The sequence below is a fragment of the Mesorhizobium sp. WSM4837 genome (assembly GCF_055811435.1).
The window spans coordinates 63,366-79,166 of sequence record NZ_JBVVQE010000016.1; the positions used below are offsets into that span (position 1 = coordinate 63,366).

The 15,801-nt window shown below is 61.9% G+C and carries 16 protein-coding genes and 1 pseudogene; 10 read left to right on the forward strand and 7 right to left on the reverse strand.

What is annotated here, in order from left to right; all coding sequences use genetic code 11:
* Positions 1-76 precede the first annotated feature (76 nt).
* On the forward strand, positions 77-1,333 hold the full coding sequence (ilvA, locus tag AC0L3D_RS11910; protein ID WP_128168504.1) for a threonine ammonia-lyase IlvA: 1,257 nt from the start codon (positions 77-79) through the stop codon (positions 1,331-1,333).
* A 10-nt stretch (positions 1,334-1,343) separates the two neighbouring features.
* A complete protein-coding gene (locus tag AC0L3D_RS11915) occupies positions 1,344-1,904 on the forward strand; it encodes a DUF1697 domain-containing protein (protein WP_128168505.1) in 561 nt (186 codons plus the stop codon).
* Between the two features lie 4 nt (positions 1,905-1,908).
* Here AC0L3D_RS11915 and AC0L3D_RS11920 read toward each other — a convergent pair whose 3' ends face one another.
* Both AC0L3D_RS11920 and gloA read right to left on the reverse strand, forming a co-directional pair.
* On the reverse strand, positions 1,909-2,202 hold the full coding sequence (locus tag AC0L3D_RS11920; RefSeq protein WP_128168506.1) for a DUF2218 domain-containing protein: 294 nt from the start codon (positions 2,200-2,202) through the stop codon (positions 1,909-1,911).
* 27 nt (positions 2,203-2,229) lie between these two features.
* Positions 2,230-2,670 (reverse strand): lactoylglutathione lyase, encoded by a 441-nt coding sequence (gene gloA / locus AC0L3D_RS11925; RefSeq protein WP_473644442.1) that lies wholly within the window; start codon positions 2,668-2,670, stop codon positions 2,230-2,232.
* Positions 2,671-2,909: 239 nt separating this feature from the next.
* Here gloA and AC0L3D_RS11930 point away from each other — a divergent pair, with 239 nt between their 5' ends.
* The 3 genes from AC0L3D_RS11930 (at position 2,910) to AC0L3D_RS11940 (ending at position 5,109) form a co-directional block, all read left to right on the forward strand.
* The gene (locus AC0L3D_RS11930; RefSeq protein ID WP_329608822.1) at positions 2,910-3,485 is read left to right on the forward strand and encodes a cold-shock protein; all 576 of its coding nucleotides are present in this window, start codon (positions 2,910-2,912) and stop codon (positions 3,483-3,485) included.
* Between the two features lie 323 nt (positions 3,486-3,808).
* Positions 3,809-4,321, forward strand: coding sequence for a DUF192 domain-containing protein (locus AC0L3D_RS11935; protein WP_128168508.1), 513 nt, complete (start codon positions 3,809-3,811; stop codon positions 4,319-4,321).
* A gap of 20 nt (positions 4,322-4,341) precedes the next feature.
* The gene (locus AC0L3D_RS11940; protein ID WP_473629348.1) at positions 4,342-5,109 is read left to right on the forward strand and encodes an alpha/beta fold hydrolase; all 768 of its coding nucleotides are present in this window, start codon (positions 4,342-4,344) and stop codon (positions 5,107-5,109) included.
* Between the two features lie 112 nt (positions 5,110-5,221).
* Here the strand turns inward: AC0L3D_RS11940 and AC0L3D_RS11945 are convergent, their stop codons facing one another.
* Complete coding sequence (locus AC0L3D_RS11945) at positions 5,222-5,821, reverse strand: HD domain-containing protein (protein WP_473644444.1); 600 nt, start codon at positions 5,819-5,821, stop codon at positions 5,222-5,224.
* Positions 5,822-5,973: 152 nt separating this feature from the next.
* Here AC0L3D_RS11945 and cysE point away from each other — a divergent pair, with 152 nt between their 5' ends.
* Positions 5,974-6,822 carry a serine O-acetyltransferase gene (gene cysE, locus AC0L3D_RS11950; protein WP_023798183.1) on the forward strand — a complete coding sequence of 283 codons (849 nt, stop codon included), beginning with the start codon at positions 5,974-5,976 and terminating at the stop codon, positions 6,820-6,822.
* A gap of 196 nt (positions 6,823-7,018) precedes the next feature.
* On the forward strand, positions 7,019-7,222 hold the full coding sequence (locus AC0L3D_RS11955; RefSeq protein ID WP_013531334.1) for a DUF3126 family protein: 204 nt from the start codon (positions 7,019-7,021) through the stop codon (positions 7,220-7,222).
* 240 nt (positions 7,223-7,462) lie between these two features.
* Here AC0L3D_RS11955 and AC0L3D_RS11960 read toward each other — a convergent pair.
* Positions 7,463-8,193 (reverse strand): annotated as a pseudogene (locus AC0L3D_RS11960) (hypothetical protein).
* A gap of 265 nt (positions 8,194-8,458) precedes the next feature.
* On the opposite strand from AC0L3D_RS11960, the gene AC0L3D_RS11965 reads away from it, so the two are divergent.
* A complete protein-coding gene (locus tag AC0L3D_RS11965; RefSeq protein WP_128168512.1) occupies positions 8,459-8,986 on the forward strand; it encodes a gamma carbonic anhydrase family protein in 528 nt (175 codons plus the stop codon).
* Positions 8,987-9,039: 53 nt separating this feature from the next.
* Here AC0L3D_RS11965 and AC0L3D_RS11970 read toward each other — a convergent pair whose 3' ends face one another.
* The 3 genes from AC0L3D_RS11970 to AC0L3D_RS11980 are packed head-to-tail and all read right to left on the reverse strand — an operon-like array spanning position 9,040 to position 9,959.
* A complete protein-coding gene (locus AC0L3D_RS11970) occupies positions 9,040-9,258 on the reverse strand; it encodes a hypothetical protein (RefSeq protein ID WP_473629349.1) in 219 nt (72 codons plus the stop codon).
* Entirely contained in the window at positions 9,206-9,664 is a 459-nt protein-coding gene (locus AC0L3D_RS11975) for a hypothetical protein (protein ID WP_473629350.1), read from the reverse strand. Before AC0L3D_RS11975 ends, AC0L3D_RS11970 begins: the two co-directional genes overlap by 53 nt.
* 55 nt (positions 9,665-9,719) lie before the next feature.
* On the reverse strand, positions 9,720-9,959 hold the full coding sequence (locus tag AC0L3D_RS11980) for a DUF1127 domain-containing protein (protein ID WP_473644446.1): 240 nt from the start codon (positions 9,957-9,959) through the stop codon (positions 9,720-9,722).
* 172 nt (positions 9,960-10,131) lie between these two features.
* On the opposite strand from AC0L3D_RS11980, the gene AC0L3D_RS11985 reads away from it, so the two are divergent.
* Together AC0L3D_RS11985 and AC0L3D_RS11990 are read left to right on the forward strand one after the other, a co-directional pair.
* Positions 10,132-12,144, forward strand: coding sequence for a BTAD domain-containing putative transcriptional regulator (locus tag AC0L3D_RS11985; RefSeq protein WP_128168514.1), 2,013 nt, complete (start codon positions 10,132-10,134; stop codon positions 12,142-12,144).
* 1,072 nt (positions 12,145-13,216) lie between these two features.
* A complete protein-coding gene (locus tag AC0L3D_RS11990) occupies positions 13,217-14,740 on the forward strand; it encodes a hypothetical protein (protein ID WP_473644448.1) in 1,524 nt (507 codons plus the stop codon).
* Positions 14,741-15,801 lie beyond the last annotated feature (1,061 nt).

Sequence of the window (15,801 nt, forward strand, 5' to 3'; positions counted from 1 at the left end):
ACGATTGCCCTGATCAAACACGTACGGCGTGTGCTAGCTTCGCGGACACCACAGACGATCCGGGGTAATTTTTTCGATGACCAGTTTCTCTTCCCGCGTCGCGGTCGCCGCTGCCGCGATCCGCCAGATCTTCCCGGAAACACCGCTGCAGGAAAACGACTATCTGTCGAAGAAGACCGGCGCGCGCGTGCTGCTGAAGCGCGAGGACCTGTCGCCGGTGCGCTCCTACAAGATCAGGGGCGCCTTCAATTTCTTCCGCAAGGCGCTCGACGCCGGCAACGATGCCGAGCTGTTCGTCTGCGCTTCCGCCGGCAACCATGCCCAGGGCTTTGCCTTCGTCTGCCGTCATTTCGGCAAGCGAGGCGTGGTGTTCATGCCGGTGACGACACCGCAGCAGAAGATCGACAAGACGCGGCTGTTCGGCGGCGAATTCGTCGAGATCAGGCTGGTCGGCGACTTTTTCGACGACTGCTACCGCGCCGCCTCCGAATTCACGGAAAGCGCCGGCGCGCACATGGTGCCGCCGTTCGACCACAAGGACATCATCGAGGGGCAGGCGACGGTCGCCTACGAGATATCAGGCCAGATGCCGGGCGCGCGCATGCCCGACATCATCATGCTGCCGGTCGGCGGCGGCGGTCTGGCAGCGGGTGTGACGCATTATTTCGCCGACCAGCGCCGCGACACGCGCTTCGTCTTCTGCGAGCCGGCCGGCGCGCCAAGCCTGAGCGAGAGCCTCGCCACCGGCAAGCGCATCAAGCTTGCCAGGGTCGACAATTTCGTCGATGGCGCCGCGGTGGCCGAGATCGGCCGCGAGCCGTTGCGGCATCTCAGGGCGTTTGCCACCGAAGCGGTGCGGCTGATCCCAGAAAACCGGCTCTGCGCGACGATGATCGAGATGCTGAACGTCGAAGGCGTGGTGCTGGAGCCGGCCGGCGCACTGGCGATCGACGCGCTGAAGGATTTTTCGAAGAAGGAAATCAGGGGCAAGACCATCGTCGCGGTGGTTTCGGGCGGCAATTTCGATTTTGAGCGGCTGCCGGACGTGAAGGAAAGGGCGCTGCGCTTCGAGGGGCTGAAGAAGTACTTCATCATCCGCTTTCCGCAGCGGCCGGGCGCGCTGCGCGACTTCCTCGAATTGCTCGGTCCCGACGACGACATTGCCCGCTTCGAATATCTGAAGAAATCGGCGCGCAATTTCGGCTCGGTGCTGATCGGCATCGAAACCAAGGACCGCCGCAATTTCGAGCTGCTCAACGCCAATTTCGAGGCCGAGGGCGTCCAGTATCAGGACATCACCGACAACGAGACGCTGGCCGGGTTCATCATATGAGCGCCCGAATATGAGTGCCCGGGCGAAGATTTTCGTTGCGTTGTTTTCCGGCATCAATGTCGGCGGCAACCGCATCGTCAAGATGGCGGAGTTGCGGTCGTTCTTCGAGGAGCTCGGCTTTGGCGACGTCGCCAGCTATGTGCAGAGCGGCAATGTCGTGTTCCGTTCGGCAAAGGGCGACGCGGCCACGCTGGCCAAACAGATGGAAACGGCCTTCGAGAAGAAATGGGGATTTCACTCGCGCATCATGGTGCGCGATCTCGGCTGGTTCGAGCGGCTGGTGGCAGAAAATCCCTATCCGGAAATTGCCGGCGAGCCGACGAAGCTTCACGCCTATGTGCTGGAGCGCCCGCCGACCGCCGACGAGGTCGCGCGGCTGGCCGAAAAATGCACCGGTCCCGAACGGTTCGAGGTCAGGGGCGACGTGCTTTACCTGCTCGCACCAGAAGGCCTCGGCAAATCGGTATTTGCCAACCTCATCCCGCGCACGCTGAAAGTGCCCGCCACCGCGCGCAACTGGCGCACGGTGCTGATGCTGCTAGAGATGGCCGGCCGGAATGGCGGAGCGTAGTCGCCTACGCTGCCGAAGCCTTTTTCCAATCGAAGGTCAGCTGTTCGCGGAAAGCGAAGCGTTTGATGTGGTCGGCGACGACCGTCTCCAGCCGCTCCAGCGAGCCGGCTTCGTCAGCGGTTACCGCGATATGCAGCGCTGCCGGGTCGGCATCGAGAACCGTGCGGCCCAGTGAGAGATCGATGGTGCCGTGGTTCGGATCGAACGCGACGGGAAACTTGTGCGCCCAGTGTTTGCAGAGCTGCTGCAGATAGCGGCTCGCATGTTCAGTGACGACATCGGCATGGCTGGTCGGCATGAATGAATTCTTCCCCAATGCGGCCCGTTACCAGCTTCCGGTATTGGGCATCGACGCCCAGGGCTCGGCCTTGGCCTTGGCCGGGCCTTTCTGCAAAAGCTCGATCGAGATGCCGTCCGGCGATTTGACGAAAGCCATGTTGCCGTCGCGCGGCGGCCGGTTGATGGTGACGCCCTTGTCCATCAGCTGCTGGCAGGTGGCGTAGATGTCGTCGACCTCGTAGGCGAGGTGGCCGAAATTGCGGCCGTCCTTGTAGTCTTCCGGATCCCAATTGTAGGTGAGCTCGATCAGCGGCGCCTTGTCGGTGATGCCGCTTTGCTCGTCTTCGTCAGCTGCGAGGAAGATCAGCGTGTAGCGCCCCTGTTCGTTTTCGTGGCGGCGCACTTCCTTGAGGCCAAGCTTGTTGCAGTAGAAATCGAGCGAGGCATCGACGTCGGCGACACGGACCATGGTGTGGAGGTAGCGCATGTGATTTTCCTCGAAATGTTGCTTTGCGGCGGAACATAGGGGCCACCCGGCCAAAGGGCAATTCCCGATAGCTGCTCCTGCCGGCAAACAACAAATCCGGTATTCCCGCAATGAACCGTGAAAAAACGCAGCTCAGGTCTTGCACACACCGGAAACGGAAGTGTTAATCTAACGTCAAGAATCAGTTGCGGTATTCTTGGAAAAAGGGGGGCGTTGTTATGGGGGAAAAAGCCTCTTTCATGGGGCGGGACGGAACCGGTCACGACGCCTTGCAAAGAGACGAGAGCGGCGACACGGCCGGTCTTGTCGAGATTGCGGGCGCTATCAAATGGTTCGACGTGGCCAAGGGTTACGGTTTCATTCTTCCCGATGACGGCTCTTCCGGCGATATTCTCCTCCATGTGACATGTCTTCGAAAAGACGGTTTCCAGACCGCCTTGGAAGGTGCGCGCGTCGTCTGCCTGGTCAAGCAAGGTGAGCGCGGATTGCAGGCATTCCGCGTGCTCTCCATGGATCTCACCACGGCGACCCATCCGGCGGAGATGCAGGAGCAGCGCACCCACGTCTCGGTGACGCCGGAAAGCGGCCTCGAACGGGCGCTGGTGAAATGGTTCAACCGCACCAAGGGGTTTGGTTTCCTGACCCGGGGCGAGGGCACCGAGGACATTTTCGTCCACATGGAGACGCTGCGCCGTTACGGTATTACCGAACTCAGGCCGGGGCAGGTCGTGCTGGTCCGCTTCGGGCGCGGCGACAAAGGCCTTATGGCTGCCGAAATTCACCCGGATATGGGGACCTTGCCCGTCTCGCATTAGGTGCGTTGATATTCAGGCCTTACTCAGATCTTTTCGAACGTTTGCGCTGCCCCTCACCTGCCTGCCGGCATCCTCTCCCCGTATAGTGACGGGGAGAGGGGCGCTGTCATCAATGATTTCGCCAATTTCCGGCCGTTGTAGAAATGTATGCCATCGTTGCGGCCAGCCCCTTCTCCCCGTCACTATACGGGGAGAAGTGCCCGGCAGGGCGATGAGGGGCAGCGCTGAGATCAACAATTGGTGGGTCGCAAGCGCAGGGAACTATATACAGGCTGGAACCACTTGAATATCAACATACCTAGGACGATGGCCGAGGAGTCTGAATGACTTACAGGAACTGGCTGACAACGGGCATAGTCTGCGCCGCGATCGCCTTTGTCATCGCCACAGGCGCTTTCTTCCATTCGCAGCGACCGGCTTCGGCAGACAGCCGGGCGATGATCCTTGCCGTCGACCCGCAGCCGCTGGTCGCGGTGACGAAAGGCGGCGAACGCTCTTTCTCCGTCGAAATCGCCGACACCTCGGCCGAGCGCGAGGCTGGCCTGATGTTTCGCGAGGAGATGGCCGACGATCATGGCATGCTGTTCGTGTTCGAGGAGGCTCGGGATGTCAGCTTCTGGATGAAGAACACGCCGATGCCGCTCGACCTGATCTTTGTCGGTCAGGACGGCAGAATCCGGGCGATCAAGCAAGGCGAGCCGCAATCCGAGGCGATGATCTCGCCCGGCGAGCCGGTTCGCTTCGTGCTCGAGCTCAAGGCGGGCACGGCCGCCAGGAGCAGCATCGAGGACGGCGACCTGTTGCGTCACCCGGCAATCGGCACTGCGCACAACTGAACGCGCAGGATCCATCGCAGATGCAGTTTTTCGCCCATGACGGTTTTGACCTTGCCTTCCTCGACCGCCAGCCGGCATCGGGGCAGGGCGATCCGGTGCTCATGATCCATGGCTTTGCCTCGACCCATTACGTCAACTGGGTGTCGCCCGGCTGGTTCAAGGCGCTGAACGATGCCGGCTACCGCGCCATCGCCTCCGACAATCGCGGCCACGGCGCCTCGTCGAAGAGCTATCAGGACGCCGATTATACGCCGGCAAGGATGGCGTCCGACGGGGCAGCGTTGCTGAACCATCTCGGCATCGAACGCGCCCATGTCATGGGCTATTCGATGGGCGCGCGGATTTCCGCGTTCCTGGCGCTTTCCGACCCGGATAAGGTGGCGACGCTGGTCTTCGGCGGTCTCGGCGTCGGCATGGTCGACGGCGTCGGCGACTGGGATCCGATCGCCGCCGCCCTTCTGGCCGACGATCCAGATAGCACCAGCCATCCACGCGGCCGCTCGTTTCGCGCCTTCGCCGACCAGACCCGCAGCGACCGCCGGGCGCTGGCCGCCTGCATTGCCACCTCGCGGGAATTGCTGGCCGAGGCCGACATTGCGCGCATTGCCCAGCCGACGTTGATTGCCGTCGGCACCAAGGACGATATCGGCGGTTCGCCCGACGAACTGGCCGCCTTGATGCCGAACGCCAGGGCTTTCCATATCGAGGGCCGCGACCACATGCTGGCCGTCGGCGACAAGTCCTTCAAGCAGCGGGTGCTGGAGTTTTATGCCGATAATCCGCTGTGAGTACATCGGTGGTTGAGTTGGGGTGACCCAAGGCCTGAAGGATGCAGCGGCTCAGGATAAAGCCGATCCGTAGCGATCCTTCGCGCCGGCATCAAAGGTGCAGCAGCAGCGCTCACGCCCCGAGCGCTTCGAGCGAACGCGCCATGTTTTGCCGAGCCTGAGCCTCGAACCGCTGCCTGAACTCCTCGGTGTGGAAGATGTGCGGGCGGGCGAGGAAGCCCTTCAGGACAGCACTGCGGCCGGCACGCCACATCGGCTCTTCCACCCAGCCATATTCGCGGCGAACCGCCTGTTCATAGGCGTCGAACGCATCAGGCGGCGCCCCCAGGATCGCCAGGTCCATGTCGAGGAACAGCGCTGCGTCGCGGGCGGCATTTTCGTCGTCAAACTGCGGTAACTCATGAGTGGCGGTGGCTGATATCATCGTCGTGATGCGGCCAAGGCGCTGCGCATCGGTGCGGCCGGCGAGCTTTTTCTCGGCAAGGACGGCACTCCTCGCCTCGTTGTCCTTGCCCCGGCTGTTATAGATGGCGTCGTGGAACCAGATCGCCGCTTCGACCGCCTTGGGATCGTGCAACGATGCCCGACAGTGGCCGGCCAGCGCCAGCATCGCCTCGATATGGCCGAGGTTGTGATAGTGACGACCCTCCGCCTCATAGAGCGCGGAAAGCTCGCGCTTCAGCGGCTCGTCGATCAAGGCTTGGTCTTCCATCGCCGCTTGAATTTCCGTGAACCAAATCCATTTGACAAAGCACTAAGGAAAATTGAGTTCAACCGTGCTATGATCTGGCTTATAGAGCATGTCGCGCAAAAGTGCGCAGCGGTTTTGGTGCCAAGCCGGAGACATTAGGCCGGAGACCATTGATGAACAGCGTTACGATTGCCCGCCCGACCATGGTGAAGCCGATCGACCCGATCTGGCGCTCGATCCGCGACGAAGCGATGGAGGCGGTCAACCGCGATCCGCTGCTGGCGGCGTTCCTCTATTCGACCATCCTCAACCAGGAAAGCCTGGAGGAAGCGGTCATCCATCGGCTGGCCGAGCGGCTCGCCCATCAGGATATCGGTTCCGATCTCATCCGCCAGACATTCAAGGCGATGGCAGCCGACGACAAGGATTGGGCGTCGACGGTGCGTGTCGACATTCAGGCCTACTACGACCGCGATCCGGCCTGCGACCGCTTCATCATGCCGGTGCTCTATTTCAAGGGTTTTCATGCCATCCAGACGCACCGGCTGGCGCATTGGCTGTGGAACCAGGGCCGCCAGGATTTCGCGCTCTACCTGCAGAGCCGGTCGTCCTCGGTGTTCCAGACTGACATCAACCCGGCCGCCCGCATCGGCAAGGGCATCTTCCTCGACCACGCCACCGGCCTCGTCGTCGGCCAGACGGCGGTGATCGAGGACGACGTGTCGATCCTGCACGGCGTGACGCTGGGCGGCACCGGCAAAGCCGGCGGCGACCGCCATCCAAAAATCCGCTACGGCGTGCTGATCGGCGCCGGCGCCAAGATCCTCGGCAACATCGAAGTCGGCCATTGCTCCAAGATCGCGGCAGGCTCGGTGGTGCTGTCGCCGGTGCCGCATAACAAGACGGTTGCCGGCGTGCCGGCCCGCGTCGTCGGCGAGACGGGCTGCGACCGGCCCTCGCGGCAGATGGACCAGCTTTTGCCGTCGCAGTCGATGGACCACGTCGTCAGCTTCGATATTTGAGCGCTCGGGCAGGGGCCCTTTGCAAAGGCGTCTTTCTCCCGTCACTATACGGGGAGAAATGCCCGGCAGGGCAATGAGGGGCAGCGCAAACCTCAAGCGATTGCCCTGTCTCTCTCGCCGGCTTGCCTTTACATCGCCATTGTCGACGTGCCAGAAGCGCGCTCAAACGAGCAAGACCGACGATCGGAGAAGACTTTTGAAGCCGGACGAAATCAGAAAGCTGGACGCCTATTTCAAGCGCGTCTTCCAGAACCCCAAGCTTGAAGTGAAGGCGCGGCCGCGCAAGGATGATTCGGCCGAGGTCTATGTCGGCGACGAATTCCTCGGCATCGTCTTCAAGGACGAGGACGACGGCGACTATAATTTCTCGATGGCGATCCTCGACATCGACCTCGCCTGAGCCGGGAGGCGATCGGTGCCGGCCGACCTTGAGCCAGCTTGCTCGCCGCACCCTCTTCTTCAACGTTGGCGATTGGCGAAAGAAGAACGAATAGCCAATCTCCCCCTTGAGGGGGAGATGCCCGGTAGGGCAGAGGGGGGTGCTGGGGGTGCTGTCCCGCCGACGTCGCGCAAATTTCTGCGCTGCTGCGCGATCAAAAGTCACTGAGCAGATTCTCGCACGGTTCGCTTCATCATCATCCTAATGCCCGGCCTTCAGCATACGCGCAGCCTTGGCGGCGATGGCTGCGTCGAGCGCCTGCCAGTCGCCCAGAAATTCCATGGGAAAGCGGTAGGTGAGGCTGAGATTGTCGCCGACCAGAATGTCGCGTTCGCAGGGCGCCAGCGATTGCGCAGCACTTGGGCCGCTCAGGCAGCGGGCCACGAACGGGTCCTTGCCCCGGCGATTGCCGACCACCAGCACCTCGTTGAAATAGCCCGATTTTTCATTGAAGCCGTAAAGCGTCGTGCCGCCCGGACCGGGCGTGCCGGGTTCGACAATCAGGGCGCTGTAGATCGGCGCGAAGCGGCCGCTCATGTCACGCGACATGACCTGTCGTTCGAACGACAGAAAGATGATGCTCTTGGCTGATCCAGTGTGGTTGAAATCGTCGCGGGCCGCCTCGCTGTAGCCGTCCATTTCGGGATAACGCAGATAGAGGTCGAGGCGCGAGGCGATGCCGTCGCGCCGCGCCTGGTCGAAGCGGATGACATTGGCCGGCACGGCGATGACGTTGTTGCCGATCACCACCTCGTGGACTGTCGTGTCGTCGGTATATCCGGCCATGGCGATCGAGCGGCCCAACCATTTGCCGCCAAGGCTGATCGTCATCGAAAGCACTGCCAGCGCAGCGAACACGTAGAACACCCGCTTCATCAGCTTGGAATCAACGACGGTGAGTTGCGACCGTTGGCGGTGGCTGCCTGCTTCATCGCGATCCCCGATTATCGCGTGGCACGGCTCTTGCGGCACGCCTGTCGAAACACGACTGTGCGGTTTCATGGTAAATGGAAGGTGAAGATGGGTCCGGTTGGACACACACTCGTTGCTTTTAGTGTTGCCTGACGGCGCTGATCTCTTGCGGTTGTACGGCGAGGATCTTTGGCGTTGGGCGTCGTGCTGATCGACATTGCATCCCAGGCAGGCACTCACCTAGGGTCGACCGATCTTTCAGCCTGAGACGATTCGGAGGAGAAAATGCCGCTCTATGCGATCGACGGAAAAGCCCCCGGTTTCGAGGACGCCGACAGCAACTGGATCGCGCCCGACGCTACCCTGATCGGCGACATACAGATCGGCCGCAACGCGGGCTTTTGGTTCGGCGTCGTCATCCGCGGCGACGACGAGCCGATCATCATCGGCGCCGATACCAATGTGCAGGAACACACGGTCATGCATACCGATGTCGGTTTTCCCCTGACCATCGGGCAAGGCTGCACGATTGGCCATCGCGCCTTGCTGCATGGCTGCACGATCGGCGACAACAGCCTGATCGGCATGGGCGCCATCGTGCTGAACGGCGCGAAGATCGGCAGGAACTCGCTGGTCGGCGCCGGCGCCCTGGTCACCGAAGGCAAGGGATTTCCCGACAATTCGCTGATCATCGGCTCGCCCGCCCGTTTGGTGCGAACACTGGACGATGCCGCGGTGGCAAGCCTGCGCGCTTCGGCCGCGCACTACGTCGCCAACGGCAAGCGCTTCAAGGCGGGGCTGACGAAGACCTGAGGCCAGCCTTGGTCAAATCTTCGGCTATGGTTTCACCGGCATTGTCCCCCAACTCACCCTCCATTGGAGCCGCGCCTGGTCATTGCATCGCGCAGCAACGAAGCGTCAGCTTCAAAGCCGGCATTGTCGGCGTCCTCGAGGGCCGTCGTATAGTCGTCGATGCGGGTTTCGATGGATGGGTCGGCGCCCGCCGCCAACAGTAGGCGGATGGCATCGACGCTACGAATGGCGACCGCATAGTGAAGCGGCGTCCAGTCGTTTACGCCCCGCATGTTCAGGTCTGCGCCCCCACCGTCGGGTTCGGACTATTTCCAGTCTGTCAGCCCGGTCGGCGGAGAGTGCCGCAATGATTGCCGGAAAACCGCCGTGGTGGTGATAGTTCGGGTCCGAGTCCGCATCCAGTAAGATCGAGATGAAAGCGGCGGGGCTCCAATAGATCGCATACTCCAGTGGATGCCCAAGGCCGAGTTCAAAGGGCATCTGCTCGTCGAACCAGCCGGGTGAGCCGCCGAGAGCCACACCGAGGGCCTCGAAGTCGCCCGCCTTGAACGCGTCGTCGATGGCCTTGAACAGGCGGTGGCGCTCGCATCGATCTTCCGGGATTTCCAACATCGCAGCGATCCGGAGGTTGAATTGGCCGCCATATTGCCCCCATCCGCCGCTGCCTGAAAGCGCCATGGGCGGGTTGCGATTGGAGAGCAGGTCGATAGCTTTGCGCAGCCGTACGCCGAACTTATCGCATCGACATCAAGTTCGTGATCAGACCTGCCTTGATGTCGAGTGCGGGTCGATGGGCCTCCGGATGACCGATGTCGTTCAGCTGATCGGCCGTCAAGTCGGCCAGTGCCCTGCGTCTTGCGACGGTGCGCCGCCACCCCCTGAAGGTGGCAATCATAATTGCTGCGCTTTTCAGGCCAGGTCCAAACAGATGTCTTTTCGAGGTGCGGGCGGCGCGAGTTTGCGTGTCAGCCATTTTTAGTCTCCCATTCGAGATTTGCGGATGAGAGCGTGCCACGCGGGTGTTTTCGGGCCGTTCGGCTGTGCGTGAAAAAAACCGAAAAGCCCGACGAGCTGCCGTTAAATCGGTGTTAAAACTATCCTCCGAAATGTATTCCGCCGCGGCGGTCAAAGTCTGGAGACCATCTGTGCGCATCAGGTTGCTGGGCGGCCTCGAGGTTACTTCGCCGGAGCGCCGGCCCGTCCGTTTCGCCACGCGCAAGACTTCGCTTCTTTTTGCTGCCCTGGTGCTGGCGGGCCACCGCGGCCATCGTCGCGAGCAGCTTTCCGAGGCCTTTTGGCCGGGACGAAGCAATGGCCAGGCCCGCAATAGTTTGCGGCAAGCGCTGGTCGACATCCGGCGCTCGTTCCCGACCAGCAAGGATGCCACCCTCTACATCGATGGGGATCAGGAAGCCATCGCGCTGATTGCCGGTCCGGATGACGCGGACATTTCGATCTTCGACCGGAAACTGGAGCAGGGCGGGGCGGCCGATCTCGCCGTCGCCGCCGACCTCTACCGCGGTGGGGTGCTTGCGGGGGAAGCCATTCCTGAGGAACTGGATGAGTGGTTTGGACCCTATCTGGACAGGTATCAGCGCAAGGCCCTGCAGTTGGTCGATCGGCTGAGCCTCGCGCTGCCGATACCCGGCTCAGCGGAAGAGACGGCCTGCGAAGGGCTCGCCGAGAGATTGCTCGCCTCAGATCCTACCGCGGAGGCCGCCCATCGGGCGCTGATCCGGATCCACGCGCATCGCGGCCACGAAAACGCCGCCTTGCGCCAGTTCGAACTTTGTCGGACTGCCCTGAAAAAGCAGCTGGATGCTGAGCCGGAGGCGCAGACAAGCTCGCTGGCGGCTTCTCTGCAGTCCCGGGAACGACCTGGGGATCAGCAGCCGGGGCCAAGCTCTGGCGTCGCGGCGCCGGCACAGGTGCTGGCAGTCCTAACGAGACACGGCGACCAGCCGTCAATTGCGGTGCTGCCGTTTCAGAATCTAAGCGGTGATATCGAGCAGGAATATTTCGCCGACGGAATGGTGGAGGACATCGTCACCGCCCTGGCTCACTTTCGTGCCCTGTTCGTAGTAGCACGGAATTCGAGTTTTACCTACAAGGGACGGTCGATAGACATAAAGCAGGTCGGGCGTGAACTGGGCGTGCGCTATGTGGTCGAGGGAAGTGTGCGGAAAGCGGGTGAGCGCCTGCGCATCACCGGACAACTCCTCGACGCTTCGAGCGGCCTCCACCTGTGGGCTGACCGTTTTGAAGGTACTCTAGCCGAGGTTTTCGATTTTCAGGACCAGATCGCCTCGAGCATCGTCGGCGCGATCACCCCAAAGGTCGAGGAGGCCGAAATTGAGCGCGCCAAGCGCAAGCCGACTGAGGACCTCGACGCCTACGACTATTATCTGCGCGGGTTGGCGTCCCACGACCGAGCGGTCAACACCAAGGAAACCATGGATGACGCTCTGCGGTTCTTCATGAAGGCGATCGGCTGTGACCCGGTGTTCGCTGCCGCCTATGCCCGGGCGGCGCGCTGCTATGCGGCGCGAAAGAGCAACCGCTGGATGATCGATCGCCTAGAAGAGACTGCCGAGGCGACCCGACTGGCAAAGAGAGCGATCGAACTTGGATGGGACGATGCAATTGCCCTTTCGTACGGCGGATACGTGCTCGGCTATGTAGGCGGCGATGTGGAGGAAAGCGCGGCGTGCGTCGAACGCGCGCTTGGCCTGAACCCGAACTTGGCTGCGGCGTGGGGTTACAGCGCCTGGGTTCAAGCGTGCTTAGGTGAGCCGGAGAAAGCCGTCGAGCGCGCCGCGCAGGCAATGCGCCTCAGTCCGTTCGATCCTCGCTTTTTTGTTTGGGAATTTTGCACCGCACTCGCTCACTTTTGTGCCGGGCGCTACAACGATGCTGCTGAGTGGGCGAAAAGGTCTTTGCGCTCGCAACCAAACTACGCGAGTGCGACGCGTGTGGCGACGGCAAGTTACGTCTTGGCCGGTCGGCTTTCGGAAGCCGAGAAGATGATGGCCCGCCTGCGCGAACTCGACCCTACGTTGCGGCTTTCGAATCTCGCTGAGGTGCTGCCGCCGTTTTGTCGACCGGACGATCGCAGCAGATATATCGAAGGACTTCGCAAGGCGGGCCTGCCCGATTAACGCGGTGTCAGCGTGAAGCGAGGCAAACGGCTTCGGCACCAGATGGCCGACGTACTGCCGATGGATGCTAACTATAAGGTGACGGTTGACCGTGGAGGCCTGTGACCTAGCTTAAAGCTTAGCCGGACCGTCCAGAGCCGGAAATGGTGGGATGGTGCGCTACCGTGGGAGAACTCTGGGGACGTTGAGATGCAGAGGTGCAAGTCGGCTTTTCAGAGCCTGTGCGCCCTTGGCGGCCGACAATCGGCGGCCACGGCCTGTCAAGTTTCGTTTCAAACAAAAGTCATCTGCGCCGGCACGCCTATCAACGCGCGACCGCCGCTCCGCCATGCAACAACAATTCGAGCACTGGAGGGACCTCGAAGCAAGTGACAGCTTCGAACGCGACCAAAGGCTTTAGCCAGCACCAAGGCGAGGGGCCAACAACGCTTCACGATCTTAAGATTACACCCAAAACCGCACAGGCACGGCAATGCGAAATCATCTTGCCGAAATTTACGCAAACAGCGCAGATCTCGCCGTCCTGGGTGGGATAGCAGCATTTGCCTCGATGGGCCTCTATCTTGTGCTAAGGCGTATCCTTATCGGGGTGCAACGGCGTCGCCTCAAATCAGATGTGAGCGAACGCGGATCTGACCTCCCCGAGGAGGAGGTGTCTTGGGATTGGGAAATCCCGGTCAACCTTGCAACCGAGCCTGCTTCTTCTTCTCAGGTTGCCGTGCCCTCAGACGCGGCAGACCTGGATATTCGGCGTCAGGATGCCAATTGCCTTCGGTTCGGGGTGCGAATCGAGTATTTCGACGTGATCTCCGAAGCTTGCGAGAGCTCGTCTGTCACCCGGACCAACGCTGTCGCTTCCGCGACGAACATAGCGCAATCCGGCCGACTTGCGACATCGATCAGGGAAATCGCTGGCTATGTTCATAGGCAGGTGGCGGCAAATCTTGCCGCCTTAACTAGTCCAGCATTGACGGCTCTGAGCCGTATGCCAACACAACTCGCCCTCGCGGAGAATCCCGACCCCACCACAGCGACGGCCTCACCTCCTCGCATTCGCAGGCCGATCGGTCTTGTGCCCCGCTTTGGCGTCGCAGCAATCTGTCTGGCCGTGCCGCTTACCTATGCGATGACGAGACAAAACTGGGTCGAAAGCGCCCCCGCCATTTCGCTGGTCCAGGGCAACGTCAATCCGGAGCTTTCGCGATCCTTCGAGCTTCCGGCGAGTGCTGCATTGGATGTGCGTAGGCCAGCCCAGGGAGACGAGCGCACGAGTGTCGAATTGCTCAGCCCGGATCTCACGGCTGCCCGGGCGCAAGTCGGAGCAGCTGGTGCTCAGGCAGCCGCAGCGAAGGAATTGGACGGCCAGGAGCGCCGGGCGGCGGAAGGTGAGCGCGCCAGGAGCGCCGCTCTGCAGCGAGCGCTGCTCGAATCGCGCAAGGAGATCGACGCGCTGAGGACAAGCATGGCAGCCGCCGCCAACGTACGCCAGGAGCAATTGCGCAACGAGCTCGCGGCAGCCCTTACAGCTGACGCATTGCGGCGCCTTGCGGGAGATGCCCGCACGATGCTGAGCGAGGCCACCAACTATGTCTTTACGGAGATGCCCGCTGCTCACCTGGAGCGTCAGCGAGCCGGATGGGTGGCGCGCGATCTATCGCGAGCGCAGGCGCAAATTGAGCGGCTTGAGACCGAGGCCGCCGAGGATCGCGCCAAGGCCAAGGCTTCGCTGGCGCAAGCGAGCGGAATGCTCGATGACGAACGCCGAAAGTCAGACGAACTTCGTGGCGAGCTCTCCAAAGTGAAACTGTCCAATGCTGCGCTCATGGAGCGCGCGGACGCGGCTGAGCAGGAATTGACCGGTGCCGTCACAGCGAGAGAACGAGTGGAGCAGACGGCAGCCGAGACGGAGCGGGCGCTGGCGCGACAACAGGCGGCAGCAGCGTCGACGCGTGAGGAGCTGAAAAAAGCTCGCCTCGAGCGCGACGCGGCTGAACAGGAACGAGCCAGGGCAGTCTCAGCGAGAAAGCGTGCCGAGCAGACTGCAACCGAGACATCGCAGGCTCTGGCAACAGAACGCGCTGCAGCAGTCTCGACGGGGGAGGAGCTGAAAAAAACTCGCATCGAGCGCGACGCGGCTGAACAGGAACGAGCCAGAGCAGTCGCAGCGAGAGAACGAGTGGAGCAGACTGCAACCGAGACGGCGCATGCTCTGGCACGAGAACGCGCTGCGGCAGTCTCGACCCATGAGGACCTCGATAAAGCTCGCCTCGAGCGCGACGCCGCCCGAGCACTTTTGCTACAGGTCGCCAAGCTGAAGGAGGCTTTGGACAAGCAACGTGACGTCACTGTTTCTCTTTCCCGCGACCTGGCCGCCGCGCGCGCGGACAATGACAGGCTCAGGGCTGAGCGTCGCAGCGCCAAGATTGAGCCGCCGCTGAAGCGGCGCGCTGGCCGCGCAGCCGCCGCTGCCGGCGGCGTGAAGGCTGTCAGCCAGAAGACTGCACGCAGCAAGGCTCGCGACCCGGCGCGGATTGCGGGGGTGCGTTCTCTCTCACTTCCCTATCCCCTCAGGCCAAGACAGGCGACATTGGAGTGATTTCCAAAACGACTGCGCGGTCCTCCTGTTGAAGGCCCAAGCTCTTTGAGATCATTGCGACACGTGTGTATTGCGAGAGTAGACTAGGATGAATCGAATCACCCCATTCGAATTCATTCTGCTCTCGTCGGCGAGTAGTTCTGCGCGATACGCTATGTCAGCCCGATCACACTGCCTGTAGCATTCAATTCGCATTTGATCGGCGCCTGCCGCGTCTCCACGTTGCCTTGCCGTCCATAGTCGATGCTGACCTCGACGGGAGCTGAGATCGTATCCGGGGTCAACCGACGCATGGAACCTGCGCTGCTGACGCGCACACTGGTCGCGCCAAACGGGGCGGCGGCTGACTCGATTGCGTCATGGCAGGCGCGAACGACTTCATCCGGGACGCCCGGCAGCGCCTTGATTGGACTGACCGTTGCTGGACTGTCGACGTCACCAGGAGGCTGAAGGCTGGACGGAAGGTCGAGCGACCGTCCACTTGCGGACCGGGCGACACTGACGGCAGTGGCGGCCGTGGTTGCCGCAACTGCCGCCGTTGCAGTGGTGCTGGTCCCATCGTCATCCACCGGTGACCTGCTGCTGGAGCCGCTGGGTCCTTTGTGCGCGCCGTCTTTGCGGCCTTCACCGTGATGGCTGGCAGCGCTATTGCCTCCGCCACCCTGGCTGGCAGCGCTATTGCCTCCGCCACCATGGTTGCCACCGCTTTTGCCTCCGCCGCGCTCGCCGCCGGCGGTAGCTCCTGCGCAAGCTACCGCGATCGAGCAAACGAATACGAAACATGCCCAGCTGGATTCAGGGGATTGACGCACGACCACCTCCATAAAGTGCGTCGGTCGAACCGTCTTTCCGCGGCATGCAGTCAGGACGGCGCAACCGCCGCCGCCATGCAAAACTCGCGACTAAGGCGCCCACGGAGGTTAACTAGCGGATCAATCCGGTGTATCAAGGACGCGGTACGTGGTACGGGCGTCGTCCCGGTTGCTGGCGGGAGGGGAGGCCACGATTTGACCCCGTCGCGAGGTGCAGCCGAAGAGAACTGCAAGCGTCTCTGCAACTAG